The 24957-nt window shown below is 45.7% G+C and carries 19 protein-coding genes and 2 pseudogenes; 5 read left to right on the top strand and 16 right to left on the bottom strand.

The annotated features are described in order from the left end of the window. Position 1: 1 nt before the first annotated feature. The 5 genes from T538_RS0115100 to rlmN all read right to left on the bottom strand — a co-directional run bounded on the left by T538_RS0115100 (position 2) and on the right by rlmN (position 4916). Positions 2-847 carry an ATP-grasp domain-containing protein gene (locus T538_RS0115100; RefSeq protein WP_031535153.1) on the bottom strand — a complete coding sequence of 282 codons (846 nt, stop codon included), beginning with the start codon at positions 845-847 and terminating at the stop codon, positions 2-4. Continuing rightward, positions 838-1587, bottom strand: a complete 750-nt coding sequence (locus tag T538_RS0115105; RefSeq protein ID WP_031535150.1) for a nucleotidyltransferase family protein — start codon at positions 1585-1587, stop codon at positions 838-840. Before T538_RS0115105 ends, T538_RS0115100 begins: the two co-directional genes overlap by 10 nt. Before the next feature lies 1 nt (position 1588). Beyond that, the gene (locus T538_RS0115110) at positions 1589-2659 is read right to left on the bottom strand and encodes a PdxA family dehydrogenase (RefSeq protein WP_031535148.1); all 1071 of its coding nucleotides are present in this window, start codon (positions 2657-2659) and stop codon (positions 1589-1591) included. 22 nt (positions 2660-2681) lie between these two features. Next, the gene (locus T538_RS0115115) at positions 2682-3770 is read right to left on the bottom strand and encodes a DUF4837 family protein (protein ID WP_031535146.1); all 1089 of its coding nucleotides are present in this window, start codon (positions 3768-3770) and stop codon (positions 2682-2684) included. A 99-nt stretch (positions 3771-3869) separates the two neighbouring features. Next, positions 3870-4916 (bottom strand): dual-specificity RNA methyltransferase RlmN, encoded by a 1047-nt coding sequence (rlmN, locus tag T538_RS0115120; protein WP_031535144.1) that lies wholly within the window; start codon positions 4914-4916, stop codon positions 3870-3872. 118 nt (positions 4917-5034) lie between these two features. Here rlmN and T538_RS0115125 point away from each other — a divergent pair, with 118 nt between their 5' ends. From T538_RS0115125 to T538_RS0115135, 3 genes are read left to right on the top strand one after another with little or no spacing between them, the layout of a single operon-like run. Further along, positions 5035-7398 carry a DUF4922 domain-containing protein gene (locus tag T538_RS0115125; RefSeq protein ID WP_051656165.1) on the top strand — a complete coding sequence of 788 codons (2364 nt, stop codon included), beginning with the start codon at positions 5035-5037 and terminating at the stop codon, positions 7396-7398. Between the two features lie 49 nt (positions 7399-7447). Next, positions 7448-8764, top strand: a complete 1317-nt coding sequence (locus T538_RS0115130; RefSeq protein WP_031535140.1) for a SpoIID/LytB domain-containing protein — start codon at positions 7448-7450, stop codon at positions 8762-8764. 18 nt (positions 8765-8782) lie between these two features. Beyond that, positions 8783-10039, top strand: coding sequence for an MFS transporter (locus T538_RS0115135; protein ID WP_031535138.1), 1257 nt, complete (start codon positions 8783-8785; stop codon positions 10037-10039). 56 nt (positions 10040-10095) lie between these two features. Here the strand turns inward: T538_RS0115135 and T538_RS0115140 are convergent, their stop codons facing one another. From T538_RS0115140 to T538_RS0115150, 3 genes are all read right to left on the bottom strand, one after another. Further along, positions 10096-10332, bottom strand: a complete 237-nt coding sequence (locus T538_RS0115140; protein ID WP_031535136.1) for a YecH family metal-binding protein — start codon at positions 10330-10332, stop codon at positions 10096-10098. A 379-nt stretch (positions 10333-10711) separates the two neighbouring features. Next, the gene (locus tag T538_RS0115145) at positions 10712-10849 is read right to left on the bottom strand and encodes a hypothetical protein (protein ID WP_155993282.1); all 138 of its coding nucleotides are present in this window, start codon (positions 10847-10849) and stop codon (positions 10712-10714) included. 143 nt (positions 10850-10992) lie between these two features. After that, complete coding sequence (locus T538_RS0115150) at positions 10993-13158, bottom strand: hypothetical protein (RefSeq protein ID WP_031541515.1); 2166 nt, start codon at positions 13156-13158, stop codon at positions 10993-10995. A 370-nt stretch (positions 13159-13528) separates the two neighbouring features. Here T538_RS0115150 and T538_RS0115155 point away from each other — a divergent pair, with 370 nt between their 5' ends. Continuing rightward, positions 13529-14587, top strand: a complete 1059-nt coding sequence (locus tag T538_RS0115155) for a nucleotidyltransferase family protein (protein WP_081835030.1) — start codon at positions 13529-13531, stop codon at positions 14585-14587. A 41-nt stretch (positions 14588-14628) separates the two neighbouring features. Here the strand turns inward: T538_RS0115155 and asnA are convergent, their stop codons facing one another. The 5 genes and pseudogenes from asnA to T538_RS0115180 all read right to left on the bottom strand — a co-directional run bounded on the left by asnA (position 14629) and on the right by T538_RS0115180 (position 19958). Next, positions 14629-15663, bottom strand: a complete 1035-nt coding sequence (gene asnA, locus T538_RS0115160) for an aspartate--ammonia ligase (protein WP_031535128.1) — start codon at positions 15661-15663, stop codon at positions 14629-14631. A gap of 133 nt (positions 15664-15796) precedes the next feature. Then, positions 15797-16459 (bottom strand): uracil-DNA glycosylase, encoded by a 663-nt coding sequence (gene ung, locus T538_RS0115165; protein WP_031535126.1) that lies wholly within the window; start codon positions 16457-16459, stop codon positions 15797-15799. 53 nt (positions 16460-16512) lie between these two features. Then, positions 16513-17307 (bottom strand): annotated as a pseudogene (locus T538_RS0115170) (rhamnogalacturonan acetylesterase); the annotation flags it as partial. Between the two features lie 16 nt (positions 17308-17323). Continuing rightward, the gene (gene folB, locus T538_RS0115175; protein ID WP_155993284.1) at positions 17324-17683 is read right to left on the bottom strand and encodes a dihydroneopterin aldolase; all 360 of its coding nucleotides are present in this window, start codon (positions 17681-17683) and stop codon (positions 17324-17326) included. A gap of 10 nt (positions 17684-17693) precedes the next feature. Then, on the bottom strand, positions 17694-19958 hold the full coding sequence (locus tag T538_RS0115180; RefSeq protein ID WP_031535119.1) for a ribonucleoside-diphosphate reductase: 2265 nt from the start codon (positions 19956-19958) through the stop codon (positions 17694-17696). Between the two features lie 78 nt (positions 19959-20036). Between T538_RS0115180 and T538_RS0115185 the strand changes: the two genes are divergently transcribed. Then, positions 20037-20771 carry an NADPH-dependent oxidoreductase gene (locus T538_RS0115185; RefSeq protein WP_031535118.1) on the top strand — a complete coding sequence of 245 codons (735 nt, stop codon included), beginning with the start codon at positions 20037-20039 and terminating at the stop codon, positions 20769-20771. Positions 20772-20847: 76 nt separating this feature from the next. On the opposite strand, the gene dnaA is transcribed toward T538_RS0115185, so the two are convergent. The 3 genes and pseudogenes from dnaA to T538_RS19260 form a co-directional block, all read right to left on the bottom strand. After that, complete coding sequence (gene dnaA / locus T538_RS0115190; protein WP_031535116.1) at positions 20848-22248, bottom strand: chromosomal replication initiator protein DnaA; 1401 nt, start codon at positions 22246-22248, stop codon at positions 20848-20850. Positions 22249-22360: 112 nt separating this feature from the next. Then, complete coding sequence (locus tag T538_RS0115195) at positions 22361-23281, bottom strand: MlaD family protein (protein WP_031535114.1); 921 nt, start codon at positions 23279-23281, stop codon at positions 22361-22363. A 642-nt stretch (positions 23282-23923) separates the two neighbouring features. Further along, positions 23924-24790, bottom strand: a pseudogene (locus tag T538_RS19260) (N-acetylmuramoyl-L-alanine amidase); the annotation flags it as partial. Between the last annotated feature and the right edge of the window lie 167 nt (positions 24791-24957).

Genomic DNA, 24957 nt, shown 5'->3' on the forward strand with positions numbered 1-24957 from the left:
TTTATAACATCTGATGTATTCTTGCCGCTATTGCCTTGGCAGCATCGTCGCGACAAGCTGAGAAACTTGGCCAGTCGTTAAAATCGATAATCTTGATGTCGCCCTCGCTGCTCACCACGGCATCTCCACCGTAAACAGGAACATCGATGAGTTTTGCCATATCGTCGCTTATCTGCTTCATGCGCTCAACGCTGAACGCGAAGCCGTGCGACTCACCGTTTATAGCCTCCAAGCCGAACTTGCTGTTCTTTGTCGGAGACGGATAGTACCAATAGAAGAAATCCGTTCCTTCAACACCGTAGAACTTAACGAGGTCGCCTGCAAGATGCTCGTTAAGAACGGCACTCGCAACGCCGCGCAACTTGAAGCTGCGCAAAACGCCGACGGCTTCTTCGGTATTCGTAACGAAACTGACATCCTCCTTTATCTGCGCACAGCCGTCGCCACGCTTTATCCAGCATGGATAAGAGGCATCGCGCAGACTGTCGGCATCAATCTCCGAACCCTCGAGCACGATAACCGCACTCTTTGGCGATGGCAAGCCCGATGCAATCACCTTCTCGGTGAGCGGACGGCGGATGCAGTTGGCTATGCCGTAGCCCGAATTTACGACCTTTGTGCCACAACCCTCGGCTTTCTGCAATTTAGCCACCGTGTCTTGATGGCGCGCCATATTGAACACAAGTTCAGCACCGCTGAAATCGCCGTGCAGATACTCATTTTCCGAGCACATCACGACTTCGTGCCCCATCTGGCGCAGATTGTCGGCAACGGCGTTGATTATCGCCGTGTCGCTGTCCTGTCGGTTGGGCGAAAACTCCTTGCCTCGGCTAACTCCTAACAGCATTTTCCGCCCTTATTTAAGAATTCTTCGGCCTTCTCAACGTCCGAGATGTGGTCTACATCGAGAATTTTAGAGAATGCACAAGCCTTCAACTTCAAGCCCGATGCCACGAGCTGTCGCTGGAAGTTTCTCATTCTTGCCTGTCCCGACTCGATGCACTGCTCAAGAACGCCGATGGCATCGGCACTAAGACAATAAATTCCGCCTGAGATATACCTGCACTCCGATGTTTCGGCAACGCCGCTCTTCTCGAAGTTTTCGAGCGAATCGTGAAAGCCTGTTATCTGCATTTCTGTGTCGGTTGAGACATAAAGCGGCTTCTCGTCGTCGATATAGTCGGTCACCGCCATCATGCCGTCGCACTGCGTATTCCTGAATGCCTCGATGTATCGTCCAAACTCATCTTCGCGGAAGATTGTATCGACGGTTGTAAGGCAGAATTTCTTGCTGTCCTTCAGCAGCGGACTGAGTTCGTAGAAACTGTGCATTGAACTCGGAGTGGTCTTGCAAACCACCTGAACAGGCACGTCAAGCCTTTCCTTCAGTTCCAGAACATGCTTTTTCGTCTCCGGATGAATCTCATTAACGATGATGTCTATTTCTTCGGCACCGTTCTTTGCAAAGATACGCACCAAACGGTCAATCATCGCCTCGCCGTTAAGTTCAATGAGCGGCTTTGGCTTGTCGGCTCCCTCTTGCGACAGACGAGAGCCTTCGCCGGCTGCAATTATAGCGAATTTCATCTTATTCGTCATCTGTTTGCTGCAACTTCAACTTGTCGCTGTCATCGCGCTTCTCAAAATACTGCTTTCTGAGCGGATGTGCGTGTGCATGCTCGTCCCGGATGCGATTTCGGCAGATATCTATAGCCGAATAGATTGCCATTCGGAGAGACTGCTCGTTGGCTACATTCTTTCCGGCAATGTCGTAACAAACGCCGTGAGACGGAGCTGTGCGGACGATTGGCAGTCCGGCGGTGTACTCAAAGCAATCGTCGGTTGCAAGAGCCTTGAACGGAGCAAGACCTTGATCGTAGTACATTGCAAGCACCGCGTCGAAATGCGTGTAGATTCCATTTGCAAAGAAATCGTCTGCCGGATAAGGACCGAAGCACTGTATGTTCTTGCCAACCATGCTGTCGATTGCCGGAGCAATAATCTCGCTTTCCTCAACGCCCATCTCGCCATCGTCGGCAAGATTTGGATTGAGCGAGAGAACGGCGATACGCGGATTGTTTATCGTGAAATCCTGCTTCAGCGACTTGAACAGAATCTGTATTTTCTCCTCGATTTTCTCTTTCGTGATGTTCTGAACAACGCTGCGCAGAGGCATGTTATCAGTTACCGAAGCAACCTTCAGACGGTCGTTCATCAGCATGAGCAGAGACTTCTGTCCCTCGCCCACCTTCTGCTCAATGTATTCCATCTGTCCGGCAAAGCCCTGGATAAGGTTTCTGTTGAGCGGAAGCGTTACAAGCACATCGAACATGCCGTTCTGATAGTCCACTATCGCCATGTCGAGAGCCTTGATGGCGCACTCGCCAGCCTCAGGAGTTGCTGCCCCGAACTCAACCTTCACTTCCTCGTCGAAGCATGTAAAAATGTTCAGTTTGCCTTCCTGCACATCATCTATGTTGTTGATGATGACGTAAGGTGTCTGAATGTCGAGCACCTTGCGATGATATGAGGCAATTTTTGGCGAACCGTATATTATTGGTGTACAAAGTTCGAGCATCGTAGGGTCTTCGAATGTCTTGAAGATAACCTCGTATCCAATGCCATTTATGTCACCGTGTGTAATAGCAACACGAATCATATTCTGTATTTTCTGTTAATATTTATTTCTTTTTTTCGTTTCCTTTCAGTTTCTTCTTAATAACCTCGATGAAGCTGCTGCTCGCGCCCAAGTCATCGTCCTTGCCCTCCTTGTCCTTTTCGAGTTCGGCTGGCAGACGGAGCGTGTACAGAATGGCTTCGAGTCGGCGCATCTTCTCGCGCTTCAGGTGCGCAGGGTCGTACACAAATCCTTCGACAACGATAATGCGATTGTTTATGGTATCGACTCTCGAGTGTGATACGAACGGACCGCCCATGGCATCGTTCTCCATCTCCCACAATCCGCGGCCTTCGTATGCGTACTGATGCTTTACGACGATTGGTCGGGTAACGACATAAATCGTATCGGTTGCCATGTACTGATAGTCGTGCGTGCCCGGAATGTTCAGACGCATGACTGAGTCGCGCTTGTGCACGAAGTAATCGTACGTAAACGTATTCTTCGAAGTGTACGGATATGAATAGATAACCAGATTCTGGTCGTTCATCTCGTTAGAAATCCAAATGAAGTCCTTGCCCTTCTTGATGCGCTGCATATCAACAGGAATCCACCAGTCGCAGCCGAAACTGTCGCGCACGGTGTTGCTCAGACGCTCGTTGTGGCGGTCGCGCAACTGCTTGAAGGTACGCTGGAACTCAATTCTGACGAAGAAGTCGATAATCTCCTGCGTGTGTTCCTTGATGTACTCGGCACATTCAAGCTGGTTTGGCGACTGGATAGTCAGGATAACCTGAGGATCGGAAAACACGTTTCGCTCGTACTTCATCTTAGTCTGAGTGTACTGATTCTTGTCGATGTTCACGATGATGATGTTTCTGAACAATCTGAAAGTACTCTTGAAGGCAACGGTGTTTACCTGATTTATGCGGAATGAGCGTTCGCTCTGCGGAAGTCCCGGCACGTCGGTGTCGAGCACATCGAACAAAGCTCTTCCGGCAGGCGAATGTTCCCACTGCTCCTTGTCCATTACGACAAGAACCTCGTACATTCTTCCGCTCGATGCCGGAAGCAAAAATCCTCCACCCTTATCGCAGCCTGCGATGTTCATCACAACTGCAACAAACAACAAATAAGCAAATATTTTCTTCATAATAAATTCTGTTAGTTTTTCGGCAAAAGTAGCACAAAAAGATGCGCAAGCGCAAATTCTGCATTTTACTTTTACTTTACCTCCACCCCGAATTTTCTTTTACCCAAAATTGAGTTCAACGCCCTCCTGCTTGGCAGTGCTGAGCAGTCCGCAAGCCGCAAAGATGTCCTCGCCTCGCGATGCGCGAATGGTTGTAAAGATGCCATGGTTTGTGAGATAGTCTCTGAACGGCATCATGCGGTCTTCGACGGTTGGCGGAATGTCCACGTTCGGAATCTTGTGGAAACGGATTAGGTTCACGCGGCAGTCAAGCCCTTTCAGCAGGCTGGCAAGTTGCTTGGCATGCGTTGGTGTATCGTTCAGTCCGCCAAACATTATGTATTCGAACGAAAGTCTGCGCTGGTGACTGAAGTCGTACTGGCGCAGAAGTTCGATTATTTCTTCGATTGGGAAAGCCTTTTCGGCTGGCATCATCGAGAGTCGCAGCTCAGGAATCGGTGCATGAAGGCTTATTGCCAAGTGACATTCGCTCTCATCGAGAAAGCGTTTCAAGCCCTTGCGCAGACCGACGGTAGATACGGTTATACGCTTCGGACTCCACTTATACCCGTAATCAGCCGTAAGAATCTCGAGCGCGCGGAACACCTCGTCGAGGTTATCCATCGGCTCGCCCTGCCCCATGAACACAATGTTCGTAAGGTTCTCATGTCCCGGTACAGAATATATCTGATTGAGGATTTCGGTAGCCGTAAGGCTCGCCTGGAAGCCCTGTTTTCCTGTCATGCAGAAACGGCAGTTCATCTTGCATCCCACCTGCGACGACACACACAGCGTTGCACGGTCGCCGTCGGGAATGTAAACAGTCTCGACATAGTCGCCTGCCGATGTTCTGAACAGATATTTCGCCGTTCCGTCAACCGAGTGCTGACCATCTACGGGCGCACTGTTTCCGATGCAGTAGCGTTCAGCCAGAAGCTGGCGGTTCTTCACCGACAGGTTGGTCATCTCGTCAATTTCTGCAACTTGCTTATCGTACATCCACGATGCTATCTGCTTTGCAGTGAAAGACGGCATGCCCAACGATGCAACCACTTGCTTCAGTTCGGCAAGTGTCATTCCTAAAAGCGGCTGTTTCTGACTATCCATTTTTTATTTTAATACACGAAAACGGAGCAAAGGTAATAAAAAAAAATAAAAAAGCATTCTATTCTTTTGCAATTCGCAAAGAAAGGCGTATTTTCGCATATCAATAAAGAAATAAAGTATGATTAGTTGTTTTATGCCCTACAGCAGCGATGCCAAGACCAAAGCACTCGCGCAGGCACTTGAACAGAACGAACTGATAAGCTCGGTTCAGTTGGTTAACGATAATTTCTATTCGTCGGAATCGTTCATGACGATGGCCGAAAAAGCCCTTGACGATGACTACATAATGATTATTACACGCCCCGACAAGGTGGTTCTTGGCGACGGCATGATTGACAGAGTGGCAAACTTATGTATGTCGCTCGATTTTTCTATGCTCTACACCGACCATTTTCTGCGTACCGACGAGGGACTGAAGCAGCATCCGCTCATCGACTATCAGGAAGGAAGCCTTAGAGATGATTTCGACTTCGGCTCGGTGCTGATTTTCTACAGCGTAGATTTCTACGAGGCTACTCAGAAGGCTTTGAAAGACACTTCGTTCAAATATGCCGGATGGTATGCCACCCGACTTGCCATTCCGTACACGAAAATTCTTCATCTGAATGAATGTCTATACACCGAAGATGAGACAGACAAGCGCACGAGCGGCGAGAAGCAGTTCGACTACGTTAATCCGCGCAACAGAGACGTGCAGATTGAGATGGAAATCGCCTGCACCGACTATCTGAAGAGCATAAACGCATATCTGCCTCCGCGCACCGACAATGCCGAGGTTTGCGAAGATGATTTTCCGGTGGTGGCGAGTGTAATTATACCAGTAAAGAATCGCGTAAAAACGATAAAAGATGCCATAAACAGCGTTCTCACGCAGGAATGCGACTTCAAATTCAACATTCTTATTGTCGACAATCTGTCGGACGACGGAACGACCGAAGCCATCGACTCTTTCAGCGACGAGCGAGTGGTTCACATCATTCCCGAACGCGACGACCTCGGCATCGGCGGATGCTGGAACAGAGCCATCAACGATGAGCGATGCGGATGCTACGCCGTCCAACTCGATTCTGACGACCTTTACAGCGACAACAACACGCTTCAGCGCATCGTAGACAAGTTCCGCGAGGAGCAATGCGCAATGGTAATAGGCTCGTACCGCATGTGCAACTTCCAGCTCGAGACTCTGCCTCCGGGCGTGATTGACCACAAGGAATGGACCGACGAGAACGGTCACAACAATGCCCTGCGCATAAACGGACTTGGCGCGCCGCGTGCCTTCGTAACAAGCATCGTACGCAACACGCCTTTCCCAAACACAAGCTACGGCGAAGATTATGCCATGGGAATCACGCTATCGAGAGACTATCGCATCGGGCGAATCTTCGACGTTCTCTATCTCTGCCGACGCTGGGACGGCAATTCCGACGCAAATCTGAGCATCGAGAAGCAGAACAAGAACAACACATACAAGGACAAACTCCGCACCATCGAACTCTGCGCACGAAAACTTATGTGCAGCGAGTTCAACCTCTACGGCGAGGAGCTTGTGCGAGAGGCTGAGCCAATCGACCTGACCGAAAAATTCATAAACCAGACCGAATGTTGGGACGATTTCAAGAAGCGCGTGGCTGAACTCGACAACGTGATGGTAAAGCCGCTCGACGAGAACATCTCGGTTCAGTTCAATCCTGCCCGAATCGTTTCGACTGGCGCAAAGATTGACAAGAAAACCATAGCCAACAGACCTTGCTTTCTTTGCAACGAGAACCGCCCTGCCGAGCAGATTTCGTTCGAAACCGGCACGGACTTCAACGCTTTGGTTAATCCGTTCCCGATTCTGAAAAATCACTTTACATTCAGTTTCTGCGAGCACAAGCCACAGCAGATTCTCGACCACTACGCGCAGTTTACGCAGCTGCTCTGGAGCATCTCGCCCGACTATTTCATCTTCTACAACGGACCGATGTGCGGTGCTTCGGCTCCCGACCATGCTCACTTCCAAGGCGGACTGCGCGGCTCGGTGCCAATCGAGAAGAACTGGTATCGCCACATTCACAACGCAAAATTCATAAAGGGCACGTTCTCGAGTTGCCTTTATCAGATAACAGATTTTGCCTGCCCAGCCTTCGCCATCGAGGCGAGCAAAGGCACAAGTTTCTATCTTTTCGAGGAACTTTACAGCGCACTTCCGATGCCAGAGGGACAGACTGAGCCTGCCGTAAACGTGATGGCTTGGCGAAACGAAAGTCATGAGATTATCATCGTCTTCCCTCGCAAGAAGCATCGCCCTGAATGTTATTCTGCCAATGGCGAAAAAAAGCGTCTCGTAAGTCCGGGAACAATCGATATGGGCGGACTCATCATCACTCCACGACAGGAAGATTTCCACGGTCTGACAGCTGAGGAGGCAAACGGAATTCTGAAGGAAGTTTCGCTTTCAGAAGAAGAGATAAAAAAAGTTATCAACGAACTAAACAAATAAATACATAAAAATCTCGTTTTCTTTATAGAAACAAGATTTTCAACAAGTTATGAAAGAACCAGAAGTTAGTGTAGGCATAGTCAGCGGAAACGAAATCCGTTTTGCGCTGAACAACAAATATTTGGCAAAAGGAGAAATTATCTCGGGCGAACAGAGCGTCTCGTTCAGCGAAGGCGGAATTCTTTGGAACAACAACCTCTACCGCGAACTCACATTCGTGCCTCAGGAGAAGAAAGCGTCGTTCTCGCTCTACGACGTAACCATCGGCATAAACTTCCACTGGGAGCGAAAGGAAACGCAGATCTTCAGCGGTACTCTGAAACTCGTCGTTCACGAAGGAAAAATCTGCGCCATCAACATTCTTCCAGTCGAAGACTACCTCATCAGCGTCATTTCCTCAGAAATGAAGGCAACATCGGCTCTCGAATTTCTGAAGGCTCACGCCGTAATCTCGCGCAGTTGGCTGCTTGCACAAATCGAGAAGCGCAATCAGAATGAGAAGAAAAAGGAAGACGGCGGATTCTTCTCGTTTGCCAAGACCGAAACTGAATACATCAAGTGGTACGACCGCGAAGACCACACTATTTTTGATGTCTGCGCCGATGACCATTGCCAACGTTACCAAGGCATAACAAAGGCAAACAACCAGACGGTTGTAGAGGCTGTAGAAGCCACAAAGGGGCAGATTCTGAAGGAAGGACTGGAGATTTGCGACGCACGTTTCAGCAAGTGCTGCGGAGGCATAAGCGAGGAGTTTGAATATTGCTGGCAGAACGAGCACAAGAACTATCTTGAGCCTGTCCGCGACGACTGCGACAACAGCGAAATTCCCGACCTCACAGTCGAGGAGAATGCCGCAAAATGGATTCGCAGCGCGCCTAAAGCATTCTGCAACACTCACAACGTAGCCATTCTGTCGCAGGTTCTCAACTCATACGACCAAGAAACAACCAATTTCTACCGTTGGAAGGAGGTTCTCTCGCAAGAGCGCATCGCCAACCTCATCAGAACAAAGCAGAAGGAGGACTACGGCGAAATCATTGACCTCATCCCTATCGAACGCGGAAAGAGCGGCAGAATTTCAAAACTGAAAATCATCGGAACAAAGAAGACATACATCATCGGAAAGGAACTCGAAATACGCCGCACCCTGAGCGATTCTCATCTGTTCAGTTCGGCTTTCGTGGTAGACAAGGGCGAAGTCGTCGACGGCATTCCGCAGAGTTTCACGCTTACCGGCGCAGGCTGGGGACACGGCGTTGGCCTCTGCCAGATTGGCGCAGCGGTGATGGGCGAAGAAGGCTACAAATACAACGAGATTCTGATGCACTACTATCGCAAGGCTCAGATAAAAAAACTTTACTAACACCATACTCGCAAAATCATGAGCAACAAACCGTTAGAATGGATTCCATCGCTATATCTCGGCGAGGCACTGCCTTTTACCGCCGTAATGATTGTTAGCGTCATCATGTTCAAGGAGTTCGGACTCTCTGACGAGCAGATTACGCTCTACACCGGATGGATGGGCTTACCGTGGGTTATAAAGCCAATATGGAGTCCGATTATCGACAATATAAAGACTAAACGCTGGTGGATTCTGTCCATGCAGTTTCTGATGGGCATTACGCTTGCGCTGGTGGCATTCACCATTCCAACATCGTTCTGGCTTCAGGGAACTCTGGCTATTTTCATGATTATTGCGTTTGCAAGTGCCACACACGATATCTCCGCCGACGGTTTTTACATCATCGGACTCAAGGACAAAGAACAGGAACTGTACGTCGGACTTCGCAACACGTTTTACCGCATCGGCATGATTATCGGTCAGGGCGGATTGGTTATGCTTGCCGGATGGCTTCAAAATGACGTTTTTGAGGGCGATAGCAGCGTTCAGATGTCATGGTCGGCAATATTCCTCATCCTAGGTGGTTTGATGGGCTTGCTGGGCTTGTATCACACTATCGTTTTGCCAAATGTCGAAAAAACAACGCACGAGTCGTTCAACTTCCACATTCAAGTCAAGGAATTTGTCGAAACACTTAAGGTATTTGCCACCAAACCGAACATCATCTCGGCATTGTGCTTCATTCTTCTTTTCCGCCTTCCCGAAGGATTGCTTACTAAAATCGTTCCACTCTTCCTTACCCGCAGCACCGAAGAAGGCGGACTTGCCATGTCTAACGTAGATTACGGCTTTGTAAGCGGAACACTGGGCGTTATAGGCCTTCTCCTTGGCGGAATAATAGGCGGTTGGGCTGTATCTAAATGGAGTCTGAAAAAATGTCTGTGGCCGCTTGTTTTGTGCATCACGCTACCAGATGTCGTTTATGTATATCTAAGTTACTTTCCAACCGACAATCTGTATGTTATAGGCAGTTGTCTTTGCGTCGAGCAAATTGGCTACGGATTGGGCTTTGCCGCCTATACGCTATATCTGGTCACTTTCTCAAGAGGCGAACGAAGCACAGCCGTTTTCAGCATCTGTACAGCAGGGCAATATCTTGGCGGCGTAATGTATCCGGGCATGATTTCAGGTTATATTAGCACAAATGTTGGCTACCCAATGTTCTTCAATATCGTAATGCTTTTCTGCCTCGTAACATTCGCCGTTACGGCTGCCGTTTACCGCAAGTTATAAGGCTTCGGAAAGCACAAAAAATGGCTGTTATCATTGCACGTGATAACAGCCATTTTTTATTCATTACTGCAAACGCTGGTTTCATCTACCGTAAATCCGTCGTTCATCGGTTTAAACTTGCCATGCTCTTTCAGAAACTCGATAAGACCGTCTACCGTAAGGTTCGATGCCGAACATGTATAAAACAGTTGTTTTGCCCCAAATCGAGCTATTATAGCCTGTCTCAACGATGCTTCGCTATACACGTTTCCTTCCATCATGTGCAGAACCTCATGTCCGTGAATTTGTTCCATAACCAATCTTTATTTATTGTCAAAATATGCGACTAAAACAAAATATTTTGCAACTAAATATTGCAATAATACAAAGTTAAAGGTATTTTTGCAGAAATACACTATTGTTTAATAATTTATACCCAAACAATTATGAAAAGTACATATATTAAACCAACAATTAAAACTCAAGAGATAATCGAAAGAGTCGAACTTCTAAATTCATCCCAAGACGTAACTTTTATTTCCGATGATTCAAACAACGATGAAATAATAGACTTCAACTGAATTCAAAAATCGTGTAGAATGATTTCTTCACGATTTTTATGACACAAACTAAACCTTTATAACAAAGAGGGCAGAAGTTTACACTCCCGCCCTCTTTATTATATTAATTTGATTATTTCTCATCATCCATATACTTCCACATACCGCCGCCATTACCACCACGGCCCTTAGAGTTGAAATCGCCAGAATCGATAGGATCTCCGCCTGTGTTATCGAAAGCTGATGCACCAGCTAAAACGATGTCATTCATCTCTATGGTGTACAACTCTGGTTTTACATATTCAATTTTATCTAACATACATTTATTATTTAAGATTATCACTTGTTTACTATAATATCTCAATGAAGGATTGAGGCAGTTTTTTACCCCAAACCTTCTATATTTTATTCTAATTACTTAACCAATACCTTCTGTCCGTTTACAATATACATTCCTGGATTTACAGATATAGTAGTCTCACCTTCAGCAACTTCTGCGGACTTAACAAGTTTACCTGCAGATGTATAAACTAATACATTCTGAGACTTATCTGAATTTACAACTATCACGCCATTAACACCTGATACTGTAAAGTTTTCAGTAGGAACTGCATCTATAGCAGTTGTTTCACCATCAAGCATATTACCATTTTCATCACGCAATACGACTCGAACCTTTGCCTCTGCACCATCAGACTCGATAGCTCTCAAATAACAACGGAACGCTGAGAAATACGAAGTACCAAGAGCACGAACCATCTGATTCTTTGTATTGAATCCATAAACATTATACTTCTCACCATCAGAAATATGGTTAATAGCCTCCTGCTTTGGACCTAAGTTTCCATAGAAATATCCATTATTACCAAGTCTAGTCAAATCTGTAGACGGAGACTTCGGGAATACTGCATCCTCAATATTACTAAACACCTTACCTGAAGAAGAAGGGAAAATAATATAAGGTGTATAAGCTTCCATTCCACCTTGAATAGTAGTAAATGTAGAAACATGATTCTCGTATGAAGTAAATTCATTTACACGACTCACACCTATTTTCTCAAGGACTGTAGAATTAACTTCAAATGGCAAAATCAATGATGACCAAACGGCACTAAACGAACGGCTGTAATCCAACTTCGTTGCAGTAAATGCTACAGGAGCGTAAAATTCTTTTGAATCAGTCAAATAACAATAATTACAAACATAACCATTTTCAGAAGTATTTTCAATTATATTTTTCTCAGTTATGGCTGTATTGGTATTTTCCGACTCTAGAATCAAGAATTCATTATCATTAAGAGTTGGTTTACCAACAAGGCTTCCACCAACACTATTTACATATCCAGTCTTCTTAACATTCTTTGAAGTCAAAGCATAATATGCATATTTATAAACCTTAGTATTCTGAGTTACCGGAACCAAAAATGTAGGATTATTTACATCACAACCATAAACCGTATTCATATCAGCTGCCAAAGCAAGCAAAGAACTATATGTTACGCCGTCATTACCAACATAGCCAATAATATTATCACCTACAGTACAACAATTTTTATAGTTTCCATCATTTGAGCGCGCAATCACAGCATTAGCAACACAAAGATTATTCACCTTACCATCAGCAGAAAGAGTACCAATCAAAGCCTCATTAGTTAAAGTAAGTGTTCTTGCATTACCATTTATTGTTCCGCCATACTTACTAATATATGCATCTGTAGAGAAAGACGCCTCAATATTGATTTCCGCTGCATTGTTTGCATTATCAAGATTTGCATACGCTGCAGTCATTTCAGCATTAGCATCTTCCAATTTTTCTGACAACTGTACATAAATTGGATTTTCTTGCACAGTTGTTGTTAAAGTATTATTTAAAGCATCACTCTGGAGTTTTGTTACAACTGCTATAGCCTTCAAAAAACCATTAACATTACCAATACCATTATTTGCCTCCTTATCAGTAGTAAAATTTGCACCTATCTTAGTTCTATAGAACAGATAAAATTCTTTATTTCTTACAGTTCTAAAAACATCATAAGCACTCTTCTGTTCTCCAATCGCACCATTTAGTAAATTTGGATTTACAGGATAAACATTATAATAGCTTACTATTTTAGCATACTGTTCATTACCTTCCAATGCTAAAAATGCATCTATAGACTCATCGTCATCTTCATAACCATTTTCGTCTATCCAATCATAGTATGCATCCCATGCATCATCAGAAAGAGACTTTAAATTCACCGTCTGAAGATACAACTTTACATTTTTCAGTTTATTATTTATCTCAGTAGTTGAACTTAAATTTGATGCCGATTCTACTTCTGCATATACATCATAACACTGTGAAGTCAACTCGTCATACACCTCCACAGTAACAAATTGCTGAGTGTTTCCCAACTGTCCCTGAATGCTATTAACTTTTGCCACAGCATTATCATAAGCAGTCTGATATTGAGATATTTTGCTATACTCAGCAAAAGCATCCTTCAACTGAGCTGAAGTAGACACGTTTACCTGTGCCTTAGTGCATAGAGGAGCACAAAGCATCAAGCAAATAAATAAAAGTAATAAATTCTTCATATATCAATCGAATTAATAGATTCTTATATTTTCGGCAAAGATACAAAAAATTTATGATATATGCTATATATTATGTTTTTTTCGTAAAAAAATATTTAGCAATACAATATTATCCATGTAAAGATTATTCACACATACTTCACTAAAAGTAAGTTATTTAACATATTTACAAAGCATTATTAAACACACAGTAAGCACACCATTCTGCAACATCAAATAAAGGTCAAATATATTTCACAACCTCAAACGATCAACCTTCAAATAAATTCTTAACATGACCTCAAAATCTAAAAAAATATTAAATAAAGCGCTCATGTGTTGCACATGATAAAAATTATGGATATCTTAGCAAACTTGAATTATAACTATAATGGAAAAAGTACAATTAGCTATAGTCAACCTGTTGGGAGCAATCCTTAACGACAACAAAGCGGACGAGAAACTCTTTGCCGACAATCCGCAGGAGTTCTGGAACAGCTTTTACGAACAAGCGTACAACCAGTGCGTAGGACCGCTAATTCTTGACAGCATTGAAAAAAACGGAATACAACCGCCTCTGCGCACAAAACTGAAGTTCATCTATCTTAGAGACAAGACGGAGAAACTTTATGCCATTCATTTGCAGACAATACTGGCTTTAAGAAAGATTATGCAAAGTGGCAACGTGCGCTCGCATGTCATAAAAGGAACGGACATAGCACAATTGTACAAGACTCCATCGCACAGAAAACTTGGCGACATAGATTTCTATGTCGAAGACTATTCACTCGCAATGAAGTTACTGAAAGCCAATGAAATAAAGGTTGAAGTAGGCACATTTATCGAGAAACACGACAATGTAAGAATCAACGGTGTTGAGATAGAACTGCACAAGCAGATTGTACAGCGATACCCAACGCTAAGTAGCAAAAAACGCTATGATTATCTGAAAAAGCATGTTGGCGACAAGGCAAAATTCTACTGCATGTACACGATTCTGCACAACATCTATCATCTTACGCACACTGGACTGAAGATGCACATGATCTGCGATTGGAATCAATATGTTTCGACATACGGAATTCAGCATATCCTCGAAACAAAAGACGAGCTCGTGATTAAATACGCAAACGCATTCAACTCCATTTTAATACATTATTTCGGACTAAACAAGGAGCACCTAAAAAAAGAAGACGGAACATACATGCTGCCATCGGAAGAAGAGCAACTACTTGGCGAAGAGATACTTGCGACATGTTTCGACCTCAAGAATATTCTGACAATCAAGCGTAATGGCGGAATAACATACATCAACTACGAAATTGCGCAATACCGTCATTTCTTAGGTTTCAAAGCAACGGTAAACGAAGTCTTGTGGAGTAGTTTGAATCAGACTCTGCACCTATTATTAAAGATAAAAACGGCAATCAAAAAAATCTTCAAAGCATAAAAAAATGGGCGATACTCAAAAGTACCGCCCTATTCTTTATATTATATAAGGTGCATTCCGTATTTTGCACATTCCTCGCGTTGTTTATCAGGCCAGATACTTGCCTGAGTCTCGCCGATGTGTGCCTTGTGCAACATTACCATGCACAAACGGCTCTGACCAATTCCGCCGCCAATAGAAAGCGGAAGTTTATCGTTGAGAAGCATCTTGTGGAAGTACAACTCCTTGCGTTCTTCCTTGCCACTCTCCTTCAACTGGCGGAGAAGGGCCTCCTTGTCTACGCGGATTCCCATAGAACTAAGCTCGAGTGCTCTGCCAAGAACAGGATACCAGATAAGGATATCGCCATTCAAGCCCTTGTAACCTTCGGAATTAGGAGTTGAATAGTCGTCGTAATCTGGAGCACGGCCGTCATGTGGCTCTCCGTCAGACAGTTTCTCACCGATTCCAATAATGAAAACAGCACCGTATTTCTTACAGATTTCATCCTCACGCTCGCGTGGAGAGAGATTTGGATACATCTGCAATAGCTCCTCAGCATGGATAAAGTGGATATCTTCAGGCAAGAAAGGCTTAATCTGAGGATACATCTCGCACGTCATATACTCGGTGCGGACGATGGCAGAATAGATTCGGCGAACAATCTTCTTAAGGAAATCGATGTTTCTGTCTTCCTTAGAGATTACTCGCTCCCAATCCCACTGGTCGACGTAGAGAGAATGGAGATTATCCAAATCCTCGTCGGCACGAATGGCATTCATGTCAGTATATAGTCCGTATCCGGTTTCGATTCCGTATTCAGCCAGAGTGAGTCTTTTCCACTTGGCAAGCGAATGTACCACCTCGGCCTTGGCATCGCCAAGTGCCTTGATAGGAAAAGTAACTGCTCTCTCAACTCCGTTAAGATCGTCGTTAATGCCTAGTCCTTTTAGCACAAACAGAGGAGCTGTGACGCGACGCAGGCGCAGCTCTGTAGAAAGGTTCATCTGAAAGAAGTCCTTAATCTTCTTTATCCCCTGCTCTGTTTGTTTGATGTCGAGCAGTGACTTATAGTCAGCTGGTTTAATAATACTCATTTTAAATTTCTTTTGTCGCTCTTCGTTTTAGCGTTGCAAAGATAAGTATTATTTATCAAAATGATGCAAATTCTTTAATTATTTTTCACAATTCACACAAATAACATTATAGATATTACATTTTATCACATCATCACCATTCAATAGGTGTTTCACCGTGCTCTAAAAGGTAACTATTTGCTTTCGAAAAGTGAGAATTGCCGAAAAATCCGCGATAAGCAGACAGCGGCGACGGGTGCGGAGATGTCAGCACCAAGTGACGATTGCGGTCGACAAATGCGCCTTTCCTCTGCGCCGGAGAGCCCCAGAAAATAAACACAAGATTCTGTCTCTGCGAGTTAAGAAGAGAGATTACGGCATCGGTAAAGGTTTCCCACCCTCTTCCGGCATGAGAGAAAGCCTGATGCTCGCGAACTGTAAGCGTTGTGTTGAGAAGCAATACACCCTGCTGTGCCCATCGGGTTAGATTGCCCGACTGCGGAACAGGCTTGCCTGTATCGTTGCTTACTTCCTTGAAGATATTCTGCAAAGATGGAGGAAACGGAACACCATCGTTAACCGAAAAGCACAAGCCGTGAGCCTGTCCCGGTCCGTGATAAGGGTCCTGACCAAGAATCACAACCTTCACCTTGTCGAACGGACAAAGGTTGAAAGCGTTGAAAATAAGGTTTCCCGGCGGATAGATGCGGTATTGCGCATACTCCTGCCTAACGAAGTTTACCAACTCGCCAAAATACGGTTTCTCGAACTCTGCGGCAAGATGCTGCTTCCACGAATCCTCTATCTTTACGTCCATAATTGCTATTATTTGTTATACTGCTTGCACACTTTTTTGTTTACCGCCTTCTTCAGCGCAGGAATCTTCTTTGCTATTTCCTGAACTGCAAGGTTTGCCACCTTGTGAGCCCCCCAGACATTAAGATGTGTGTTGTCCTGACGACCATTTGGGCACGCCTCGCAAGTATTTGGCTCAATCCACATGTAAACTTTTTTCGAGCCTTCGCGACCAAGCGACTGAACAAAATCGTGTGTCAATTTGTTATGGTCGATGAAGACGATACCGAGTTCTTTTGCCACATTTCGCGGACTGTCGAGGTATGCTCCGTGAGTATCGATGAGCGTATCGCCCTCTACTATATCATCAGCCTTAGCCTTGCGATAATCGTCGTTGGCAACGGCGTTCTTGTTGTGTCCGAAATTTCGGCGGACAATTGAGTTGAAGAGAACAGGAATCGCTCCTTTCTCCTTTGCCTCGACTGCAAACTTGCGAAGGTTGGCATCGAAAGTTGTTCCCGGGTCTGTGTGGCGGTCCTCCTTCGGTTTCTCGTCGTTGTGTCCAAACTGAATAAAGACGTAATCGCCCGGCTTAATATTCTTCAGAACCTCGTCCCATCTGCCTTCGTTGATGAAACTCTTGCTGCTTCGGCCGTTCACCGCGTAGTTCTTTACAACCACCTTGTCGGGATTGAAGAACTCACCCAGAACCTGTCCCCATCCACGCTCCTGATTACCCTTGTCGAGCGGTTTGTTTGCCATCGTAGAATCGCCGATGGTATGGATTGTCACAACATCATCTTTAGTAGCCGAAACAAAGACAAACAATGCCGCTACAACGCACATTAGTGCAATAAACTTTAGTTTCATATGTTTTAATATTTAGTTAGTATTCAATCTTTATATCGATGCCAGCCGCCAAACATTCGGCTCCCATCGGCGGATTTTCCTTGTCGATAGTGAGTTCGATGCTCGTTATATGCGGAAACTCGTTCTTGATGCGGTTTGCGATGCGTCCGCCAACATGTTCAAGAAGTTTTGACGAGACTGCCATCTCCAGTCTTACTATCTCAAAAATATCGGCATAACTTATCGTTCCTTCCAGATTGTCGGTCAGCATAGCCTTGGAGAAATCATAGCCTATTTTCAGGCTGACGTAGAAATACGCGCCTGTGAGTTGCTCTTGCGGCAAAACCCCATGACGGGCAAATATCTTTATCTTGTTAAGATGTACAAAAGTATTCATTTTCATTGATTTATCTTATTTCTCCACATTCCTTGCAGATTAGATTTCCATCCTGATAAACGAGCGACTCGCTTCCGCAGTTTGGACACATCACGCCCTTCGCTTCTGTTCCGTTTACGACGTACTTCTTGAGAGCCTGTTTAACGCCGTTTTTCCACGTGTTGATGCTCTCGCTTTCGAGCTGAAGAGAGCCTACGAGCTTTATTACATAATGCGTAGGCATTCGGTATCTGAGCACGCCGCTGATAAGTTTGGCGTAGTTCCAATATTCCTTATTGAACTTCTCGCTCAAGCCCTCGACAGTTGTCTTGTAGCCGCGCTTGTTCTGAAACTGAAAATCGTATCGTTTTGTGCCGTCGGGCAGAACGTTCTTTATGATTTTTCCCTTGGTAACGGATTTTGGCAGAACAATGCCTTCCTCATCATCTTGCAGACCTGTGAATATCTCGTAAGGATAGCCGTCGAGCAATCCTACGAAAGCCACCCATTTTTCCTTGTTATTCTGAAATCTTACCACATCACATTCGAGCGACTGCGGACGAACCTCGGTTATTATCGGCTGCTTGAACACCACGGAATCCTTTGACATCGGCTCTGTTTCCTCATTTTTCTCGCAACGCACATTACAAACCCAGCACCCGTTGCGCCAAGCCTCGATATAAAGTTTGCTTGCCAGACTTTCGTCAGCCTTTGCAGAAAGCATGATGTCGACAGCCACGGCATGGTCCGACCATTTCTGCAACTCTCCGTAAAGTTTTAGTTTTGCAATACCGTCGTTGCCCTCACGCTCCTGAATGACAGGCAGATGAGCCAACGCCGCAAGACTTTTCTTCTCGGAACGGACTGACGCCAAGCATGATATGTTTCGTCTGCCATACTTCTGCATCTCGGCAAACAGAGAAGCATCGGCATCTTTTATGCGGTTTATGAAGGCATTTTCAGCCTCCTTCTCGCTGTTGTAAATGCCGAAAGTTCCGCGTTCTTTCGCAAGTTGAACCGACGATGAATAAACCGACAAGGCAAGGTTGCGGTAAACACCAGAAAAAAATTCGGCAGCATCGTGCGAACCGTTGCGGAGATTCAACGCCGCCACAGTCTCATCCTCGCCCAGCAATCCGATGCCCGTGCGACGTATGAGTTTCGTCTTTTCGTATATTTTCTCCCAAAGTCGCTTTTCGGTATATTTTACCTCGTCGCTCTCGGGGTCTTCGTCTATTTTCTCAAGAATATGCTCTATCTTTTCGAGTTCAAGGTCTACTATGTCGTCCATTATTCTTTGGGCGATTCGTGCATGACGGTCGAAAAGTTCGTAGTTGAACGATGCCGACGACGAGAACGGATTCTGAACGTACGAATACAGATTCATCACGAGCAACCGGCACGAATCGTACGCGCTCAGCTGAATCTCGCCCGACGGATTGGTACAAATGCTTCTGCACTCGTCGTAGCAGTCAGATACGCTTTCGCGCGTAATTCTGTCCCAGAAAAGGATTTCGGGCTGGGCACTCCTCATCACATTATGCATCATTATCTGCCACAAATCAGTAGCCTCGATATGCTGCTTTACGACCGGAGTCTGCGCATCGAGCGGAAACTGCTGGGCATACTGGCGATTATTTATTACCGCCTTCATAAACTCATCATCAATCTTCACAGCCACGTTCGTAGCGGCGTTTTTCATGCCGATGAACGCCTCGACCTCAGGGTGGCGGACAGAGAGAGAAAGCACAAGCGAGCCTTCGGGAGCTATCTCGTGCGCCGTATTTGAATACCGCTCCATAAACGGAACAAGTCCGATGGATGTCAGGTTTGATGTCTTGACAGCATAGCCTTTAGGACGCAGCTGGCTGAGGTCGTGCCCCACTCCACCGCGACGTTTCAGAAGCTGAACCTGTTCCTCGTCGATGTGCATAATTGCGCCGTACGAATCCGACGAGCCTTTAAGTCCGATGGCAAAGCAGCTCGACAACGACTCGGCAACATAGTTATTGCCGATGCCCGACATCAGTCGCGATTCAGGAATAAGATATCTGAAATGTTCGAACAGACCGAAAATCTCGCTCTCATCAACAGGATTAGGATAGCGAGCCTCAACTCTGGCGATTTCCTTCGCCATGCGCCTGTGCATCTCGTCGGGCGTAAGTTCGCACACGTTTCCGTCCGAATCCTTCAGGGCGTATTTCTTCACCCAGACCTCGGATGCAACATTGTCTCCGCCGAAATATTTCAGGGCAGCAGCAAAAGCCTCGTCAAATGTAAGTGTTTTAGCCACAATCTTAGTTCTTTTGATTAGAGTTCTGCAAAATTACAAAAAAATGTGCTAATTTTGTGCTCTAAACAATCAAAACAATTTATGGATAGCATAAAAAACAGACGTTCAATACGCAAGTATTCGGACAAAGATATTGAGGCTTCTCTGCTGAACGAGATTATCGCGGAGGCTATGCAGACTCCAACGATGGGAAATATGCAGCTCTACAGCGTTGTAGTGAGCCGAAGCAAGGAGATTAAAGAGCAGTTGGCACCAGCGCACTTCAACCAGCCAATGGTTACTGGCGCACCTGTAGTTCTGACATTCTGCGCCGACTTCAACCGCTTTACAAAGTGGTGCGAACAGCGCAACGCCGATGCCGGATACGACAACTTTCTGTCGTTCATGAATGCCGTTCAGGACACTCTCCTGTTTGCCCAGACAGTCACCGTGCTTGCCGAGGCTGCCGGACTTGGCACATGCTATCTCGGCACAACGGTATACATGCCCGAAACCATCTCGAAGGTGCTGAATCTGCCGAAGTTCGTCGTGCCTGTTGCAACAATAACCGTTGGATATCCAGCCGAGGATGCAAAGAAGAGCGACCGTCTTCCTGTCGAAGCCATCATGCACAATGAGACATATCACGACTACTCAGCCGAGCAGATAGACCAGATTTATTCGGCAAAAGAGGCTCTCGAAGAGAACAAGGAGTTTGTAAGAATAAACAAGAAAGAGAACCTTGCACAAGTGTTTACCGATTGCCGATACACCCGCAAGGACAACGAGGCTCTCTCTAAAACTCTTTGGGACTTTGTAAAGAAACAAGGTTTCTGAAAGAACTCTCGGAAATAAAAAATCAACCGTTTCATCATCTTCCTGAATGAATGAAACGGTTGATTTCGTTTTATATCTATCTCTGCTTCACCAGAGCCTCTATTTCCTGCATATCCTTCTGCAACTGCTTGTCGTTTTCAAGCAAGCCCGAGATTATCTTCGTTGCATGAAGCACGGTTGCGTGGTTTCGCTTTCCAATCATCGTACCGATGCGCGACAGCGACGTGTCGGTGTACTTCTGCGAAAGATACATGGCAATCTGACGAATCTGAACCACCTTTTGCTTTCGGCTTGGAGTCTGAATCTCCTTCGGTTCGATGTTGTAGTACGAGCAAACCTTCGTGATGATGTCATCGACGGTTATCGGCTTGTTCGAGAGAGTTGCAATCTGATGCACAAGGTTCTCTGCCATCGTCAAGTCAGGGTCGCGATTAAACACGGCTGCACGCGCCATGAGCGATGTTATGATGCCTTCCAAATCGCGCACGCTCTCATCAACATTCTCGGCGATATAATTTATTACCTCTTCTGAGAAATGCAATCCGTCGCGATGCACCTTGCTGTGTATAACTTCCTTTCGCAGAGCCACGTCGGGACGCGAAATTTCAGCCAGCAATCCCCACTTGAAACGCGACAGAAGTCGGTCCGTCATTCCCTGCAATTTTACCGGCGGACGGTCGCAAGTAAGAATCAGCTGCTTTCTGTTCTGATGCAGATAGTTGAAGATGTGGAAGAACGTGTCCTGCGTCTTCACAAGCGACGCAGAGGCAAACTCCTGAACATCATCAAGAATCAGCACGTCAATACTCTGATAAAAGTTTATGAAGTTGTTGAAAGTATTGTTTCTTACAGAATCGGTATACTGCACCTGAAACTCGTGCGCAGCAACATAGAGCACGCGTTTCTCGGGATATCGTTCCTTAATCTTTATACCGATGGCATTGGCAAGATGCGTCTTTCCCACTCCCGGAGGGCCGTAAAGGAACAACGGGTTGAACGCAGTATCAGCAGGACGCTCGGCAATAGCCTCGCCGGCCGAACGAGGCAGTTTGTTACAGCCTCCAACGATGAAATTCTCGAAATTGTAGTTTGGGTTAAGACGAGGATCGAGCGGACGGAGCACAGGCTTCTCATTCGGATTCGTAATCTCAGGCTTCTTAAGTTCTTCCTTGAATACAGTACGCTTAGTAGCCTCCACATCAACAGTAAGATTGTTCTTCTTGTCGGCAAGTACGCGGTATTCAAGTTTTGTGCCCTTTCCAAAAACCTTCTGGATGGCAAAGCGCAACAGGTCGAGATGATCAGCTTCGATACGTTCAACTACAAAGTGACTCGGCGCACTAAGAATAAGTTCGCCGTTAGAATATTCTATGGGCTGTATGGCTCCGAACCAAGTCGTGAACTCGCGTTCAGGAGTGTTGTTCCGGATAATGCCAAGACATTGTTCCCACATTTGTTTTACATCAAAGTTGCTCATCTGTTAATGCACTTTTTAATCTACAAGTTTGTTCGAGTTTGCAAAACTACAAAAAAAATCCCGCACTTCTACAATCGAAGCGCGGGATTTTTATCTTTAAGCCGAGTAAGTTTTACTCCGACTTTTTTTTCTTATCGCTCTTTCCCCAAACAGAGAAGTGAACGTAACGCTTAGGATTCTCCTGCAAATCTTTCATCAGGCTTGCAGCGTTTGCTGTTGCCGCATTCAGATTGTCGTAAATCGATCTGTCGTTAAGCATCAGGCCGATATTGTTGTCCTTGCTGTTCATCTTCTTGTTCAAATCGTCAGTCATAGTCTGAACGTTGGCAAGAGTTGCGTCTACACCTGCAAGAGTCTTCTGAACGTCAAGTTCCTTAAGTTTTGCGCTTGTCTCTTCGAAGTTTCCTGCTATCACGTTTAGCTTCTTTGTCAGCTGCGGAATATCGCCTGCCATAAGTCTGTTAAGCTGCTGAGTTGTAACATCGAGGTTGGCAGTAATTCTTTCGGCATTGTGCAAAGTGCCGGCCAACGCAGGATCAGCGAGCAGAGTATTAACAGAAGTCAGTATCGAGTCGAGCTTAGGCAACAGAGCCTGAATTTCGGGAACCATGTTGGCAGCCGCGCCAAGAGCGCCGGCATTTACGCCACCTTTGATAGTGTCGCCCGGCTCGCATTTTTCGCGAGGGTTAGTGGCGAGCAGCAAATTCATCTTTACAGTTCCCAGCATCTCGGTTACAAGTTCGGCGGTTGTTCCCTTCGGAATTCGCATGTCCTTGTCAACCTCAATCTCGACAATCACGTTGCCGGGATGCTCGTAGTCATAGTTGATACTTCTGACAATACCTATGCTATAACCGTCGGCATAAACCGGACTCGAAGCAGTTAAACCCTGAATGTTCTCAAAGGCAACGTAATAGAAGTTGCTCGACTTGAATACGTTTATGCCTTTCAGGAAATTTATTCCTACGAACATTATAACAACAGCAGCTATGGCTGTGATAGCAATCTTTACCTCTTTTGCAGATGATTTCATTTTCGTTTTTATACCTTATTATTTCAGAAGAGCCTTAGCCTCTGCAACCGGAATCTTCTTACCATTGTGGAATGCAATGATAAATGCTCCCGGAACCTTGGCATTAGCCTCAGTTCTCAACTTCTGGATTTCATCAAAGTTTGAAGTTTCACCGTAAGTATACTTATACATACCGCCTTCCTTATAATAAGAGACACCAGTAAGTCCGAACTTGCCATCAGCATTGCTGATTGGAGCGCTTACAGCACCAAGCTGAACCTTGAATACAGGCTTAGAACCAGAAGCAGCTGGCTTAACAGCAGGTGCAGCTGGCTTAACAGCAGGTGCAGCGGCTGGCTTGGCTGCCGGCGTTGGTGTTGCGGCTGGAGCAGGAGTTGCTGGCTTAGCAGGTGCTGGTGCAGCAGGTTTTGCAGGTGCTGGAGCGGCTGGCTCTGGAGTTGCAGGTGCAGCAGGAGCTGGTGCTGGTGTTGGAGCTGGCTCGGCAACAGGTGCGGCTGGCTTAGCAGGAGCCGGAGCAGCAGGTGCAGCAGGAGCGGCTGGTGCTGGAGCAACAGGAGCCTCAACTACGGCAGGTGCGGCTGGAGCAGGCTCTTCAACAACAGCTGGAGCGGCTGGTGCCGGTGCGCCCGGAGCATTTGGATTAACCGGAGCAGCAACAACGGCTGGAGCAGCAGGTGCAGCAGCAGGAGCTACGGCAGGCTCTGACGCTGTTGCAGTAACAGTAGGAACGCTGCCTACGATTGCATCGTCGTTGCTTGATATTGTAGCAGTCTTGATACGACCGTCGTTGTTGTGACGATAGTTAAGGAATGCCTCGTAGATACTCTTTGACATGTTTGAGATACCCTCGTCTGATGTAAGATACTGCTCTTCATCAGGAGTTGAGATATAACCAAGTTCGATAAGTACGCTTGGCATAGAAGTACATCTCAACACAAGGAATCCTGCCTGATGCACACCACGGTCGGCACGGTTTGCAGTAGACACGAACTTGTTCTGGATAAGGCGAGCAAACTCGACACTCTGTTCCATGTACTTGTCCTGCATGTACTCGAACATGATATAACTCTCAGACGAACTTGGGTTGAAGCCCTCGTACTTTTCACGGTAGTTATCCTCAACAAGGATTACATTGTTCTCCTTCTTTGCAACCTCAAGGTTTGCCTCGGCCTTGGCCATACCAAGCGTATAAGTCTCGGCACCACGGGCAATCTTTCCACTTGGGAGAGAGTTGGTGTGTATAGAGATGAACAAGTCGGCCTTGTTCTTGTTTGCGATGTTTGCACGCTCGTCAAGCGGAACAAACTCATCCTTCTTACGAGTATAGATGACCTTTACATCGCTACAGTTTTTCTCGATTAGGCGTCCAACTTCCAAAGCAATAGATAGATTGATAACTTTCTCTCGTGTTGTTGAACCGATAGCACCGGGGTCATGACCACCATGTCCCGGGTCGATAACTACGATAAACTTTTTACTTGCAGGAGCAGATGCTCCGAATGAAGGCATATTCCATGCCACATTCAACGCTAGAAATGCTAATAAGAATATTTTTTTGCACATAACATTTAAAGTATAATGTCGCAAAAATAATATTTTTTTTGTAAAAGTCTAATAATCTGCATAACATTTTTTCGTTTTAATACTGCTTTTTGACATAATTTAGTTACTTTTGC

This window comes from Bacteroides sp. Ga6A2 (assembly GCF_000702225.1).
Taxonomy (GTDB): domain Bacteria; phylum Bacteroidota; class Bacteroidia; order Bacteroidales; family Bacteroidaceae; genus Ga6A1.